This window comes from Amycolatopsis sp. NBC_01286 (genome assembly GCF_035982555.1).
Lineage (GTDB): Bacteria > Actinomycetota > Actinomycetes > Mycobacteriales > Pseudonocardiaceae > Amycolatopsis.
In genome coordinates, this window is the sequence record NZ_CP108428.1 from 10,401,765 (window position 1) to 10,415,903 (window position 14,139).

The 14,139-nt window shown below is 73.0% G+C and carries 14 protein-coding genes; 5 read left to right on the forward strand and 9 right to left on the reverse strand.

What is annotated here, in order from left to right:
• Positions 1 to 4: 4 nt before the first annotated feature.
• The 5 genes from OG570_RS46890 to OG570_RS46910 are packed head-to-tail and all read right to left on the reverse strand — an operon-like array spanning position 5 to position 4,202.
• Positions 5 to 835 (reverse strand): SDR family oxidoreductase, encoded by an 831-nt coding sequence (locus tag OG570_RS46890; protein WP_326954976.1) that lies wholly within the window; start codon positions 833 to 835, stop codon positions 5 to 7.
• Entirely contained in the window at positions 832 to 1,548 is a 717-nt protein-coding gene (locus tag OG570_RS46895; protein WP_326954977.1) for a thioesterase II family protein, read from the reverse strand. Before OG570_RS46895 ends, OG570_RS46890 begins: the two co-directional genes overlap by 4 nt.
• Positions 1,549 to 1,558: 10 nt before the next feature.
• On the reverse strand, positions 1,559 to 2,833 hold the full coding sequence (locus OG570_RS46900) for an ATP-grasp domain-containing protein (protein ID WP_326954978.1): 1,275 nt from the start codon (positions 2,831 to 2,833) through the stop codon (positions 1,559 to 1,561).
• On the reverse strand, positions 2,830 to 3,366 hold the full coding sequence (locus OG570_RS46905) for a GNAT family N-acetyltransferase (RefSeq protein ID WP_326954979.1): 537 nt from the start codon (positions 3,364 to 3,366) through the stop codon (positions 2,830 to 2,832). Before OG570_RS46905 ends, OG570_RS46900 begins: the two co-directional genes overlap by 4 nt.
• The gene (locus tag OG570_RS46910; RefSeq protein ID WP_247063050.1) at positions 3,363 to 4,202 is read right to left on the reverse strand and encodes a hypothetical protein; all 840 of its coding nucleotides are present in this window, start codon (positions 4,200 to 4,202) and stop codon (positions 3,363 to 3,365) included. The genes OG570_RS46905 and OG570_RS46910 overlap by 4 nt, the downstream gene beginning before the upstream one ends.
• 264 nt (positions 4,203 to 4,466) lie before the next feature.
• Here OG570_RS46910 and OG570_RS46915 point away from each other — a divergent pair, with 264 nt between their 5' ends.
• Genes OG570_RS46915 through OG570_RS46930 form a run of 4 tightly spaced genes read left to right on the forward strand, consistent with a single transcriptional unit; the run spans position 4,467 to position 10,367 of the window.
• The gene (locus OG570_RS46915; protein ID WP_326947472.1) at positions 4,467 to 4,661 is read left to right on the forward strand and encodes an MbtH family protein; all 195 of its coding nucleotides are present in this window, start codon (positions 4,467 to 4,469) and stop codon (positions 4,659 to 4,661) included.
• On the forward strand, positions 4,658 to 5,548 hold the full coding sequence (locus OG570_RS46920; protein WP_326954980.1) for a ketopantoate reductase family protein: 891 nt from the start codon (positions 4,658 to 4,660) through the stop codon (positions 5,546 to 5,548). Before OG570_RS46915 ends, OG570_RS46920 begins: the two co-directional genes overlap by 4 nt.
• 10 nt (positions 5,549 to 5,558) lie before the next feature.
• Positions 5,559 to 5,834 (forward strand): acyl carrier protein, encoded by a 276-nt coding sequence (locus OG570_RS46925; protein ID WP_326947470.1) that lies wholly within the window; start codon positions 5,559 to 5,561, stop codon positions 5,832 to 5,834.
• 30 nt (positions 5,835 to 5,864) lie between these two features.
• Positions 5,865 to 10,367, forward strand: coding sequence for an amino acid adenylation domain-containing protein (locus tag OG570_RS46930; protein WP_326954981.1), 4,503 nt, complete (start codon positions 5,865 to 5,867; stop codon positions 10,365 to 10,367).
• Positions 10,368 to 10,374: 7 nt separating this feature from the next.
• Here OG570_RS46930 and OG570_RS46935 read toward each other — a convergent pair whose 3' ends face one another.
• A complete protein-coding gene (locus tag OG570_RS46935) occupies positions 10,375 to 10,941 on the reverse strand; it encodes a CGNR zinc finger domain-containing protein (RefSeq protein ID WP_326954982.1) in 567 nt (188 codons plus the stop codon).
• An 82-nt stretch (positions 10,942 to 11,023) separates the two neighbouring features.
• Here OG570_RS46935 and OG570_RS46940 point away from each other — a divergent pair, with 82 nt between their 5' ends.
• Positions 11,024 to 12,193, forward strand: coding sequence for an epoxide hydrolase family protein (locus OG570_RS46940; protein WP_326954983.1), 1,170 nt, complete (start codon positions 11,024 to 11,026; stop codon positions 12,191 to 12,193).
• Here OG570_RS46940 and OG570_RS46945 read toward each other — a convergent pair.
• The 3 genes from OG570_RS46945 to OG570_RS46955 all read right to left on the reverse strand — a co-directional run bounded on the left by OG570_RS46945 (position 12,190) and on the right by OG570_RS46955 (position 13,851).
• Positions 12,190 to 12,513, reverse strand: coding sequence for a hypothetical protein (locus OG570_RS46945; protein ID WP_326947466.1), 324 nt, complete (start codon positions 12,511 to 12,513; stop codon positions 12,190 to 12,192). The two genes, OG570_RS46940 and OG570_RS46945, sit on opposite strands and share 4 nt — an antisense overlap.
• 61 nt (positions 12,514 to 12,574) lie before the next feature.
• Entirely contained in the window at positions 12,575 to 13,147 is a 573-nt protein-coding gene (locus tag OG570_RS46950) for a TetR family transcriptional regulator (RefSeq protein WP_326954984.1), read from the reverse strand.
• The gene (locus OG570_RS46955) at positions 13,144 to 13,851 is read right to left on the reverse strand and encodes an SDR family oxidoreductase (RefSeq protein ID WP_326947464.1); all 708 of its coding nucleotides are present in this window, start codon (positions 13,849 to 13,851) and stop codon (positions 13,144 to 13,146) included. Before OG570_RS46955 ends, OG570_RS46950 begins: the two co-directional genes overlap by 4 nt.
• Positions 13,852 to 14,139: the final 288 nt, after the last annotated feature.

Consider the following 14,139-nt stretch of genomic DNA (forward strand, 5'->3'; position numbering starts at 1 on the left):
TCCTTCAGCGGCTCGTGAAGCCGCCGTCGACGGTGACGACGCCGCCGGTGGCGTGCCGGGACTCGCCGGTGGCGAGCCACAGCACGGCCGCGGCGACGTCACCGGCCTCGACGAGCTCGTTGGTCGGCTGGTCACGCACGAACGTCGTCTCGTGCTCGGCGACGTCCAGCCCGAGCGCGCGGGCGATCTCCGACAGCATCCGGCCTTCCAGGGCCGGGTCGTCGCGGACCGAGCCGGGGCACACGGCGTTGACGCGGACCTTGTGCGGGGCCAGGTCGAGCGCGGCGGCCCGGGTCAGCCCGAGCACGCCGTGCTTGGCCGAGACGTAACCGGCGAAGTTGCGGTACCCGACCAGCCCCGCGGTCGACGCGATGTTGACGATGCTCCCGGACCGCTGCGCGATCATCGCCGGCGCCACGGCTTTGATGGCCCGCCACGGCCCGCTGAGGTCGACGTCGACCATCAGGGACCATTCGGCCTCGGTCATCTCGTGCACCGCCTTGCCCGAGGGCGCGGCGATGCCGGCGTTGTTGACCAGGACGTCGATGCGGCCGAAGCGGTCGACGGTCTTGCGCGCCACGGCTTCCAGCGCGCCGAGGTCGCGGACGTCGGCGGCGACGACGAGCGTCGCCGCCCCGTGCTCCGCGCACAACGCGGCGGTGTGGTCGAGCTGACTGGCCGTGCCGGCCGGGTAGCCGAGGCCCTCGATCGGCGCGGCGACGTCGAGCAGCACCAGGTCCGCGCCCTCGGCGGCCAGCGCCGTCGCGCACGCCCGGCCGATCCCCCGCGCCGCGCCCGTGACGAGCGCGATCCGCCCCGCGAGCCGGCCGGTCACGACCGGGCCTGTTCGCCGACCAACGTCCGTTCCAGCAGCGTGACCAGCGGTGCCCAGTGCTCGATCAGGTACATGTGGCCGCCGGGGAACTCCCGCGTCGTGCAGCCCGCGGCCGTCACCTCGCTCCAGCGGGCGGCGGCCGCCGCGGACACCAATTCGTCGACGTCGCCGCGGACCGAGACGACCGGGAACGCGGCCGGGGCCTGTTCCGCGGGCCGGTAGGACTCGTCAACCGCGACGTCGCCGCGCAGCGCCGGCAGGAGCAGTTCCCGCAGGTCCGGGTCGTCCAGCGCGGGGTGCTTGTACCCGGCCAGCTCGGCGACGGCGAGGACGAACTCGTCGTCAGGCAGCCCGCCGATCGGCGAGGACCGCGGCACGCCCGGCCGCGGCGCGCCGCTGGCGAACAGCGTCAGGTCCACCGCAGGCCGCTCGCGCGCGACGAGCCGGGCGACCTCGTAGGCCACCAGGGCACCGAAGGAGTGGCCGAAGACGCCGACGCGGCCGGCCGCGCCCACCTCGCGCAGCACGTCGTCGGCGATCGCGTCGACCAGCTCGGTCATCGTGGTCGCCGGCTCCTCGGCGAAGCGCCGCTCCTTGCCGGGCAGCTCGACCGCGGCGAACCGGAGCGCGGGCGAGGCGTCCGGCCACGCCTGGAAGAAGCTCGGCCCCGCCCCCGCGGGCGGGAAGCACAGCACGGGCACTCGCTCCGTCATCGTCGTCCCCTCACTCGAACCGGTTGCCGTCGGCGACGAACGCGTCCGCGGTGACGAACGCGGCGTGCAGCTCGGCCCCCGTCGCGCCCTCGACCCAGACGTTCTGCAGCCGCCCGTTGGTGCCGGTGCGGTAGTCGGGCGACTCGCCGACCGCGCTGCGGACGTCGACCCGCCACACGCCGGGCTCGCGGACGAGCTCGCCGGGGTCCGCCAGCGCGGTGATCCGCCCGCCGCCCAGCGGGACGTGGGTGAACACGCAGGCCGCGTAACCGGTCGGGACGACCGGACGGCGTTCGGCCTTGCCGACGGCCGCCTCCAGCGCCAGCCGCACCGGGTTCAGGTCGCTGACGTGCGGGACGATCGACGAGAGGAACCCGCCGAGCCGGCCGTTGACCTCGATCAGCCGCGGGCCGGTGGCGGTGAGCTTGAACTCCAGGTGCGTGATCCCGGTCGTGACGCCGAGCGTGGTCAGGATCGCGGCGGCGCGTTCGGAAGCCAGCCGCTGCACGTCCAGGGGCAGCAGCGACGGCCCGGTCATCCCGGTCTCGCGCAGCGGCGGGATCAGCGGGAACCGGTCGGACAGCCAGAACGGCCAGTGCTCGCCTTCGCCCAGCGACAGCACCTCGACGGAGAAGTGGTCGCTGAGCCAGTCGCCCTCGGGGTGCGGGATCCCGATCAGCCGTTCTTCGAGCAGCCACGTCCGCGCGCCCGCGGACCCGTGGCCCAGGTTGAAGTTCGCCCGGACCGACGGCGCGGTGCCGGTCGCCTCGATCAGCGCCGCCCGCAGGCCGGGCTCGTGGTCGACGGTGTAGACGTTGAGGCTTCCGTTGCCCCGCACGGGTTTGAGTACCGCAGGGAACCCGACGGCCTCGATCGCGGCCACCAGCGACGGCTCGTCGGTGAAGGCCGCGGCCCGCACGCCGAGGTCGGTGCCGGCGAGCCGCGCGCGCTGGACGTCCTTGTGCGTCACGGCTTCGGCGGTCGCCTCGTCGTGGTAGGGCAGGTCCAGCCGGGCCGCCACCGCGGCGACGAGCGGGATCCACTCGTCCTCCAGCGTCAGCACGCCGTCGACGTCGAGGGCGGCCAGCCGCTCGGCGACGGTGACGGCGTCCAGCCCGGCGGCCTCGACGACCTCGGCCAGGTCGGCGATCCCCTCCCGCTCGTCGGCGGACCACGGCTGCGGGCCCGCGTTGACGACGACCAGCTCGCACCAGTCCGCCGCCGCGTCGAGCAGATCCGGCAGCCCGGACGCGTCGGCCGATTCGAACACCGCCACCTTGGTCATGACCCGGGCTCCCGCCGCTTCGCGTAGTTGCGGGTTTCGCCGTCGGAACCGAGGAACGCGAACCCGTTCTTCTCCAGCACCCGCCGCGACGGCAGGTGGTCCTCGTCGGTCTCGGCGAGCACGGCGGTGACGCCGGGCTGCTCGAACGTCCAGGCCAGCAGCGCTTCGACGACCTCGGTGGCCAGCCCGCGGCCCCGGAACGCCTCGATCAGGCCGTAGCCGATCTCTACTTCCCCCGCCGCGTCGGGCGCGGCGTGGAAGCCGACGTCGCCGATCGCGAGCCCGGATTCGCCGTCGACGATCTGGTACAGGCCGAACCCCGGCCGGTAGGCGTCGGCGGTGACCATCCGCAGCACGAGCTTCGCGCCGCCGAGCGTGCCGTCGAACGGGTAGCCGGGCGCCCAGGCCCACTTCCCCGCGCCGGGCTCGCCGGCGAGGATCGCGCGGACCTCGTCGAACGGGACCTCGCGCAGCGTGGTCCGCGCCGTCGCCAGGACCGTGAGCGGGGCCGGGGTTTTCGTTTCCTGCGTCATGCCGCCTCTTCTTCAGGGGCCACCGCGCTCGCCGCGCGGTAGACCGCGGTGTTCTGCAACCACAGCTTCGGGAACAGCGGGCGCACGGCCAGCCGTTCCAGGTCGGAGATGGAGCGGCCGCGCATGCTCCGCGGCCGGTCGTCGGCGTCCTCGTCCTCGTCGGCGGCGCGGGGCTGGCCCCCGAGCATCTGCCACACGAGGTTGATGTGGACCTGCTTCCACTCGAGGACCTGCGTGTCGAACCGCTGGAGGCCGGTCATCACCTCGGCGAGCTGCATCGTGGCCGGGGCCGCCGACGTGTCCGGGCCGGTCGCCTCGACCAGGTCGGCCATCGTGACGCCGGCGGCGGTGACGGCGGCCTCGAACTCCGTCCAGACGGCGTGCGCGGCGCGGCGGACGTTGCGCGAGCCGGGCGACGCGAGACCCGAGGCCGCACCGGCCAGGTCCTTGCGCATCTGCAGGAAGGACACCTGCGCGAGGGAGTTCGTCATCACGCGCAGGCATTCGACGGTCAGCCCGGCGGAGTCGGTGCAGCGGACGAGGTGCCGGGTCGCCGTGATCGGGTCGCCCTTCGCCAGCGCCGCGGTCAGGTCGCACAGGCTGTGGTGCACCGCGACCCAGCAGTACTCGGTCAGCAGGTGCACGATCTGGAAGAAGCGGTGGTCGGAGTGCAGGAGCTCGTCTTCGGGAATCAGCGCCGAGAGGGCAGCGGTCAGCCTCAGCTCGGTCTCGTAACCGCTGCCGCGGTCGAATTCGTACCGCAGGCGCGGATTCGATTGGGATGGATTGAGCGTCCGGACCTCACGATCGCCCTCTTCGCCTTCCCGCCGCACCACGAAACGACCCCCAGAGTGTGAATATGACGGGGCCGACCGCCCCTGATGCCTCACAGTGGCAGTCACCGAGCGATCACAGCAACCAAAATGAAAGGTGACTCAAATCACAGCATTTTCGAATATCTTCTCCGCCACGCCGAGCGCCCTTGCGAGAATACGCAGAAATGGAGAAGGGCGGTTCCGGCCGAGTCGCTAACGTCGAATCCGGCAGTGGTCCGGGGGACCCGGACCCGACGTGCGGTGCGTAGTGGGGGCGAGCGAGAAGTGCCGGAGACGAACGAGGCCACGTACATCGCCGTGGTGAACGGCGAAGAGCAGTACTCGGTGTGGCCCGCCGGGCTCGCGCTCCCGGACGGCTGGGCGGCGGCCGGGTTCACCGGCACCGAAGAGGCCTGCCTCGACCACGTCGCCGGCACGTGGCACGACATCACGCCGCGCTCGGTCCGCCGGTCCGCATGAGCCGGCACGCGGTCCTCGGCGCGGGCGGGGTCGGGCTAGCGCTCGCCGCCGCCCTCGCCCGCGGCGGCGAAGACGTCACGCTCCTGCTGCGGCCCGCTTCCCTCGCGCGCTACGGCGGCAGTGTCACGGTGCGGCAGGGCCTCCGCGAGGGCTTCACCGTCGCGGTCCCGGCCGCCGCCCGCCTGACCGGGCCCGCCGACGTGCTGTGGGTCTGCGTCAAGCACCCCGACCTGCCCGGCGCGCTGTCCACTGTGGCCGCCGATGTCGGCGTCGTCGTCCCGCTGCTCAACGGCACCGGGCACCTGCCACCCCTGCGGGAGCGCTTCGGCGACCGGGTGGTCGCGGGTTCGATCCGGATCGAGGCCACCCGCACCGCCGTCGGCGAGGTCCGCCAGGAGTCCCTGTTCACCGAGATCGAGCTGGCCGGGCCGCCCGAGGTCGTCGCCGAAGCGCTGACCGCGGCCGGGATCGGCTGCACGGACGGCGGTTCCGAGGCGGACGTCCTCTGGCGCAAGCTCGCTCTGCTCGCACCGCTCGCGCTCGCCACGACGTGCGCCGGCGGCCCCCTCGACGCGGTCCGCGAAGACGAGGACCTGACCCGGCTGATGCTCGCCTGCGCCGACGAAGCGTGCGCGACCGGCCGGGCCGAAGGCGCCCGGCTCGACCGCGGCCGCGTCCTGCGCGCGCTGACCCGCGCCCCCGGCCGGACCCGCACGTCGCTGCAGCGCGACGTCGAACGCGGCGAGGCGGGCGAGCTCGACGCGATCGCCGGCCCGGTCCGCGAAGCCGGCGCCCGGCACGCCATCCCGACCCCGGCCACCGACGAGCTCGTGCACCGGGCCCGTCACGACGCGGGCACGCCGTTGCCCGCCGGAAACCGAGAGTGAGGACGCGATCATGTCCCCGGAAATCGCCCCGAAGAACACACTGGAAGACACACTGCGCGAGATCCTGGTCGCCGACCTGTACGTCGACGTCCCGGCCGACGGCATCCACGCCGACGACAGCCTGCAGGAGACGCTCGGGCTCGACTCGCTCGGCTTCGTCGAGCTGCGCGCCCGGTGCGAGCAGCAGTTCGGCGTCCCCATCTCCGACACCGACTTCACGCCGGTGAACTTCCGGTCCATCAGCACGATCGCCGACTTCGTCGTGCGGCGCCGGGCGAGCAACTGACCAGGCTTTCCCGACCGTGAAAGGAACCCCGTGACCGAGACGCGCAGGCCCGCGACGGCCGAGCAGACCGAGGTGTGGCTCGCCATGCAGCGGGAACCGGAGTCCGCCCGGTTCACCATCCCGCTCGACCTGGAGTTCACCCCCGGTGTCGACGTCTCGGCGTTGCGGAGCGCGCTCGGCGACCTCGTCGAGCGGCACCCGAACCTGCGCAGCGCGTTCCTCGCCGAGAACGGCGAACTGGTGCAGGTGGTGCACCACCGCCCGCCCGTCCCGTTCGTCGAGCACCGGCGGCCCGGCCGCTACGACCGGGCCGCGGCGCTGGAGTGGGCCGCCGCGATCGCCGCCCAGCCGTTCGACCTCGGTTCCGCGCCGCTCGTGCGGGGCACGCTCCTGCACGCCGACGACGGCGCGTTGTTCGTGCTGGCCGTGCACCACGTCGTGTCCGACGGCTGGTCGCAGGGCATCGTGGCGCGGGACCTGGTGCACGCCTACCGGGAGCGCGTCGGCGGACGGGCGCCGTGGGACGCGCCGCTACCGGCCGTCGAGTCCACTGTGGACGTTCCCGACAGCGAGCTGACCGCGTACTGGTCGGGCCTGCTGGCCGACCAGCCCCCGTCGCTCGCGCCGATCGCGGACCGCAACCGCCCCGGCTCGGCGCCGGGCCCGGCCGGCTTCCACGAGACCCTGCTGACCGCGGACCTCCTCGAGCGCGTCCGCGCGGTGGCCCGGGAACGGCTGGCCTCGCCCGCGTCGGTCGTGCTGAGCGCGTGGCTGACCCTGTTGCACGCGTGGAGCGCCACCGCGGACGGCACCACCGGCATGCTGTTCGCCGCCCGCACGCCCGAGGACGAAGAGCGCGTCGACCTGCTGGCCCGCGTGCTCCCGGTGCGCAGTGCGCTCGACTTCACCGAGCCGTTCGAAGCGCTGGTCGACCGCGTGCGCGACCAGGTGCTCGACTCGCTCGAGCACTCGGCCGTCCCGTCGGCCCGGCTGCGCGACATCCGCCGCGACGGCGGCGCGTCCCTCATCGACAACAGCGTGTTCATGTACTTCCCAGAGCAGGAGCTGTCCTGGACCGCCGGGGACACCACGATCGAGGTCGTCGAGCACGAGACCACCGCGGGCAAGTACGACCTGTCGCTGGCGGCGCTGGAAGGCGAGGCGCACATCCGGCTGCGCGTCGACCACGACACGCTGGTGTACCGCGACAGCACCGCCGAAGTGCTGCTCGCCCAGCTCGTCAAGCTCCTCACCGACGCCGTCGCCGATCCCGCCGCGACCTGCGGCGCGCTCGTCGCCGCCTGCGACCCGTTCGTGCCCGTCCGTCCGGCGACGGAGACCGAGCCGGTCAACCGGGTGCTGCTGCACGACATGGTGCGCCGGCAGGCCGAGCTGCGCCCGGACGCCGTCGCCGTCCGCTACCACGACGAAGTCCTCACCTACGCCGAGCTCGTCACGCGCGCCGGCGCCGTCGCGAACTGGCTGCGTGCCGAAGGCCTCGGCGCCGAGTCGCTCGTGGCGCTGCTGCTGCCGCCGAGCCCGGCGTCGGTCGTGTTCTGGCTGGGCACGCTCATGGCGGGCGCGGCCTACCTGCCGCTCGACCCGGCCTACCCCGACGCCCAGCTGCAGATGGTGCTCGACGACGCCCGGCCGCGGCTGGTCGTCGGCGCGCCCGGGTTCGTCGAGCGCGTGCGGCTGCCCAAGTGCCCGATCTACCTCGTCGACGAGGCCCTCGCGGAAGCCGCGCGCCACCCGGGCACCCCGCCGGAGGTGGTGATCGACCCGGCGACGGCGTTCAACGTGCTCTACACGTCCGGGTCCACGGGCCGGCCGAAGGGCGTCATCTGGCCGCACGCCGGGTTCGTCCGGCTGCTCGACCGCCCCGACTTCGTGCCGCTGCACCACACCGACGTCGTCTCCCAGCTCTCGCCGCTCAACTTCGACGGCGCGACCTACGAGGTCTGGGGCGCCCTCACCCACGGCGCCGAGCTGGTGATCTTCGACAAGGAGCTGACGCTGAGCCCGCCGGAGCTGCGGACGGCGTTCCGCGAGCGCGGGATCACCACGCTCATCGTGTCGTCGCCGCTGCTCAACCGGCTGGTCGAGGACGTGCCGGACCTGTTCACCGGCCTGCGCCGGGTGTACTTCGGCGGCGAGATCGTCTCGGTGCCGCACCTGGAGAAGGCGCTGCGCTGGAGCGCGCCGGGCACCATGCTGCACAGCTACGGGCCGACGGAGAACTCGTTCACCACGACCTGGACGCCGATCACGGAGATCGAGGAGAACACGCGGACGCTGTCGATCGGCCGGGTCGTCCCGGAGACCGACGGCTACGTCGTGTTCGACCACACGACGATGCGCCAGGCGCCCCGCGGCGTGCCGGGCGAGCTGCTGCTGGGCGGCACCGGCGTCACCCGCGGCTACCTCGGCAACCCGCGCGAGACGGCGCGGCGGTTCATCCCCGACCCCTATTCGGGGGTTCCCGGCGCGCGGCTGTACCGCACGGGCGACCGGGTGCGCTGGCTGCCGGACGGCCGGCTGGAGTTCATCGGCCGCAACGACAACCAGGTCAAGATCCGCAGCCAGCGCGTCGAGCTGGGCGAGGTCGAGTCGGCCCTCGCCGCGCACGCGTCGGTCGAGGCCGCGTTCGTGACGGTGTGCTTCAACAGCCGCAAGGAGAAGGAGATCGCGGCGTACGTGGTCCTCGGCGCGGGCGGCACGGTCGAGGAGCTGCGCCGGCACGCACGCGAGGTGCTGCCGGTGTTCGCGGTGCCGCGGTACCTGGTGCCCTTGGACCGGATGCCGTTGACGCCCAACGGAAAGATCGACCGGCGCCGGTTGCCCGAAGCGGTCGACGCTCCTGTGCCGGCCGCTGCGCCTGTTCCCGCCGTGGTCGCTCCTGCCGCTCCTGCCTCTTCGGCCGAGTCCACTGTGGACCTGGTGCGGGCGGCGTGGGCGGAGCTGCTGGAACACGACACGTTCGCCATGGACGACAACTTCTTCGACGTCGGCGGCCATTCGCTGATCCTGGTGAAGCTGCAGGCGGGCTTGAAGTCGCGGTTCACGACGGCCCCGTCGATCGGCGAGCTGCTACGGCACACGACGGTGCGGGCACAGGTGGCACTGCTGGCCAACGTCACGCCGGTGGCCGCCGGTCCCGCGGTCGCCTCCGCTGAAGCGCCGGTCGCGGGTCCTGCGGTCGCTTCCGCAGGGGCGCCGGTGGCCGCTGGTCCCGCAGTCGCCTCCGCTGGGACGCCGGTGGTCGCTGGTCCCGCAGTCGCCTCCGCTGAGGCGCCGGTCGCGGGTTCTGCGGTCGCTTCTTCCGCACCGGCAGCCGTGTCTCTCGGGTCGGGCGGCGCTCGGCCGGACTCCGCGGCTGCACTCGCCACCACTCCCGCGGCCGGATCTGCGGCACCGGAGGCTCCGGCCGAGCCGGTGAGCGGCGGCAGCCAGGTCGTCGCGGTATCGGCGGCGTCCGAGGCGGCGCTCGCCGCGGCGCGGCGGCGGCTGGCCGACCACCTCACTTCCTCCCCCGGCGTCGACCTCGCGCAGGTCGCGGCCACCCTGGAACGCGGCCGCGAACGGTTCCCGCACCGGTTCGCCGTCGTGGCCGCCGATCCCGCCGGCGCGGCCGCCGCGCTGCGGGCCGGCGCGCTGAGCACCGGTCCGGTGGCCGCCGGTGTGGTGGACCGGACCCGGCCGGTGCGGCTGGTGTTCGCGTTCGGCGCCGGCGAGGGCTCCGCGGCACCGGCCTTCGCCGCCCAGCACGCGCTCCTCACGCAGCTCACCGGCCGCGGCGCCGCACCCGACGTCGTCACCGGCTCGGGTGTGGGCCACCTGATCGCCGCCGTGGCCGCCGGCGTCCTGACGCACGCCGACGGCCTGCGCCTGGCCACCGCCCTCGACCACCCCGGCACACTCCCCGAGGCCCTCGAAGCCGTCACATTCACGACGCCCGCGGTCGCCGTGGCCGCCCCGGACGGCGTCACCCCGGCCGGCCGGCCCCTCGACGTCCGGTTATGGGCCAAGCACCTCACGTACCCGGCCGACGCGCCGGAGCTGCTGGTCACCGCGACGGGCGGGCGGGCGGCGGTGGTCGTCGACCTCGGCGGCGGCGAGTTCCTGGCCGCGGCGTCGACCCGCCCGGAGCTGACGGCGGTCCCGGGCACCGGCCCGCAGGCCGTGGCGCAGCTGTGGTGCAGCGGCGTCGAGGTCGAGCTGACCGACCGCCGGATCAGGCGGGTCCGCCTGCCCGGCTACCCGTTCGCGCGCCCCGGCACCACGGATCCTACGGCGGCCGCGTCCCCGGAGCGCATCCGCGCCACCCTGGCGGCGGCCTGGCAGAGTCTCGCCGGCGAGCGGGACACGTTCCCGGCTGACCGCGTACCGCAGCTGCACCACCGCCTGCGGCTGGCCTTCGACCGGGTACCGGACACAGCGACCCTGTCGGCGACCGCAAGCTTCGACGGTCTCGCGAGCCTGCTCACGGAATCCGTGACGGCGTTGTCCCCCACGGTGCTGCCCCTCGACTGAGCAGCGATCACTCCGCCGATTTACGCCGGTTGGCGGTGAAGCGCGCTTTCTTCTGACGATTCCCGCACGTGTTCATGTCACACCACTTGCGGGTGCGGCTCTGGCTGGTGTCGAAGAAGGCGGCTTGGCAGGTCGGTGAGGCGCACAACGCCAGTTTTCCGTCTCGCTCGCCGGCGAGGACGCTGATCGCGTCGGCGGCGATCACGCCGAGGGCGTCCTCCACGCGGGAAGCCGCGCCGAGCTGCCACCGCCGCTTGCCCTCGGGTGTCAGCAAGGCCGCGGCGCGCCCCTGAGCACTGCGGTCGTTGATGATCCGGACGGCTGACGCGGGGAGAGCGTCCTGCAGCGCGGCCGCGGTCGCGGCGGCGTGAATCGACTCCCGCAATTCCCGGGCGAGGTCGAGCTGGGCGTCGGTGCACGAGTCCACGGCGAGGCCGCTCACCGCCAGCCAGTCGACGAGCCGGCGCGGCACGGGAATGCGCTCCACGGATTCGCCGTGACGCTCTGAGAGAGTCCCCGTGAAGCTGGTCGCCAGCACATTACCGAGGCGAAAGTCCGGGAACTCGACACGCATGGAACCACCTTAGCAGGTTGCCGGACGACAAGAAGGCATGTTAGAACCGTCTTAGCCGGTTCCACGATGGCCAGGAGGTCTCATGCCCCGTCCCACCAGCGATGTCCACCCGTTCGAAGCCCACGCGACCGACGCCGACCTCGACGATCTGCGCGCGCGACTGGCCGCGGCGCGGCTGCCGGAGGCCGAGACGGTCCACCACGCCGCGCCCGGCCCCCGGCGGTGGGACCAGGGCGTTCCGCTCGCCGACCTCGTCGACGTCGTGGACTACTGGCGCACCGGGTACGACTGGCGGTCGTTCGAAGAGCGCCTCGACCGGATCGGCCAGTTCCGCACGATCATCGACGATCTGGGCATCCACTTCCTGCACCGCCGATCCGCGCGCGCGGACGCCACGCCGCTGATCCTGACGCACGGCTGGCCGGGCAGCATCGCCGAGTTCGTCGGCGTGGTGGACGAGCTGGCGGACCCGGCGGACGCGGACGCGCCGGCGTTCCACGTCGTGGTTCCCTCGTTGCCGGGCTTCGGTTTCAGCGACAAGCCGGCCACCACCGGGTGGGGCACCGAAAAGATCGCGGCCGCGTGGGTGGAGCTGATGCGGCGGCTCGGCTACCCCGGGTTCCTCGCCCACGGCGGCGACTGGGGCGGCAACATCACCACGGTGCTCGGCGGCCGGTTCCCGGCGCACGTGCTCGGCATCCACACGACGTTCGCGGAAGGGCCGCCCGGGCTGACCACGGACGGCCTGACGGCGACCGAGCGCGCGTGGACCGAGGAAACCCGCGATTTCTGGCGCCACCGCGCGGCGTACGCGAAGCAGCAGGCGACCCGGCCGCAGACCATCGGCTACTCGCTCGTCGACTCACCGGTCGGGCTGCTCGCCTGGATCCTGGACAAGTTCGCCGAGTGGTCGGACACCGGCGACAGCCCGTTCGAGACGTTGTCCCGGGACCGCGTCCTCGACGACGTCACCCTGTACTGGCTGACGCGGACCGGCGCGTCGGCGGCCCGCATCTACTACGAAAGCCACAACTCGCTCGACCCCGGCCTGCGGGTCGACGTCCCGTCGGCCATCACCATGTACCCCCGCGACATCGAGAAGTGCCCGCGCCCCTGGGCGCAGGAACGGTACCGGCGGATCGTCCGGTGGCGGTCGCCCGAATCCGGGGGCCACTTCCCGTCGCTGGAGGTTCCCGGCTACTTCGTCCGAGATCTGCGCGAGGGTCTCGCGGCCGTGCTGGCCGCCGGCTAGCTCTGCTCCGCACCGGGCAGGGCGAAGAGCGTCCGCTGGTCCGGGTCCTCCGGCTCCCCGCCCAGGCGGAGGCACTTGCGGCAGCTGACCCCCAGGTGGGTCGGCGTGACCTCGCCGCCCGCGCCCAGGCCCGACCAGCCCTGGTGGCACGCCGGCGCCGGCAGGGTCAGGCTGTTGAGCCACGGCACCCAGCTGACCCGGTGGGCGACACCGGACCGGCCGATGTGCAGCCGCATGCCGGTGAACTGCCGGTGCTGCTCGGCCGCGAAGCGCGCCGGATCGATGGGCGGGACCGGGAACAGGGGAATCGGCTCGCTCATCCCCCCAGTATGCCGCCCGGCCGGACACCGCGAACGCGGCTGGACGGCGACCGCCGCCGCACTAACGTGGCTCGACCACGCTCCGCACCGCTTCCAGCAACGCCGTCCGGTGCTCCTCCAGCCGATCCGGCTTCGCCGCCGCGGTCAGTGCGGGTGGTGCGCTCAGCCAGCTCTCCGTCATGCGCAGGACGATCGCGAACAGGTCCACCGCCGGGAGGTCCGCGCGGACCCGGCCGTCCTGCTGCGCCGCCGCCACCGCGTCGACGCGGGTGCGGAAGCGGTCGACCTCCGCGGGGGCCGGCTCGATCTGCTCCAGCGTGCGCCACGTGCTGATCCGCCGGGACGCCGCGTTCGCCAGCATGTGGTCGAACCGCGCGGCCGCGAAGGCGCACAGGTCGCCGTCGGTCATCGGGGCGGCCTCGAAGACCGCCCGGGCCTCCTCCTCCACCACCGCGTCGAACAGCTGGTTCTTGTCGCCGAAGTACACGTAGATGAGCCGCTTGTTGGCACCCGCGCGCTCGGCGATGCGGTCGATCCGGCCGCCGGCCAGCCCGTGCTCGGCGAACTCCGCCGTCGCCGCCGCGAGCAGCAGGGCCTTCGTGGCCGCGGCGTCGCGAGGACGGACGGTGGTCACCACGCCACCGGGCCCGCGGCGTCGAAGAAGCCGCCCGTCGGACCGTCGGGGCCGGCCTGGGCCAGCCGGACGGCGGCTTCGGCGCCCTGCTCGACGGTCTGCGTGCCGCTGTTGTGGTTGAGGTCGGTCTTCGTGTAGCCGGGGTCCACGGCGTTGATCCGGAAGCCGGGGAGCGCCTTGGCGTACTGCACGGTGACCATGTTCAGCGCGGCCTTGGACGCCGGGTACGAGATCCCCGGGTAGAAGGCCGTGAACGAGTCCGGGTTCGCCAGGTCCGCGGTCCGCGCCAGGCCGCTGCTCACGTTGACCACCACCGGCGCCGCCGACCGCCGCAGCAGCGGCAGGAACGCGCGGGTGACCCGGACGACCCCGAACACGTTGGTGTCGAACAGATCCCGCACCTGGTCGGCGGTCACGTCGGCGGCGCCGATCACGCCGCCGTCGGCCTGCCGGCCCTCGACGCCGGCGTTGTTCACGAGGACGTCCAAGCCACCGTCGGCCTCGATGGTCTTGACCGCTGTCGCCACGGACGCGTCGTCGGTGACGTCCAGCTGCACGAACCGCGCGCCCAGCCGGCCGGCCGCCGCCTGCCCGCGCTCGGCGTCCCGCGCGCCGACGTACACGGTGTGCCCGGCGGCGACGAGCTGACGTGCCGTTTCGTAGCCGATGCCCTTGTTCGCGCCGGTGACCAGTGTTGTCGTCATGCCTGTTGCTCCCGTCCGGTATCTAACTGGATAGTTACAAGGTAGGCTCGCCCGGCGACGTAAGTCAACAACCAGTTACCTCGCTCACCACGCGGCGGCCCGACGCGGGCGAACCCGGATTTCCCCAGTCTTTTGCGGAAAAGCTTGACAAAGCACCATTCGCCACATTCGAAATGCGTTTCACCTTTTCGCAATGGTGTGCACCTCGCACATTTCCCACCTGGCGAAACGCTGTGAGATACCTTACGGAAACATCGCCGAAACATCCTTCCCCGCTTATCGTTTCCC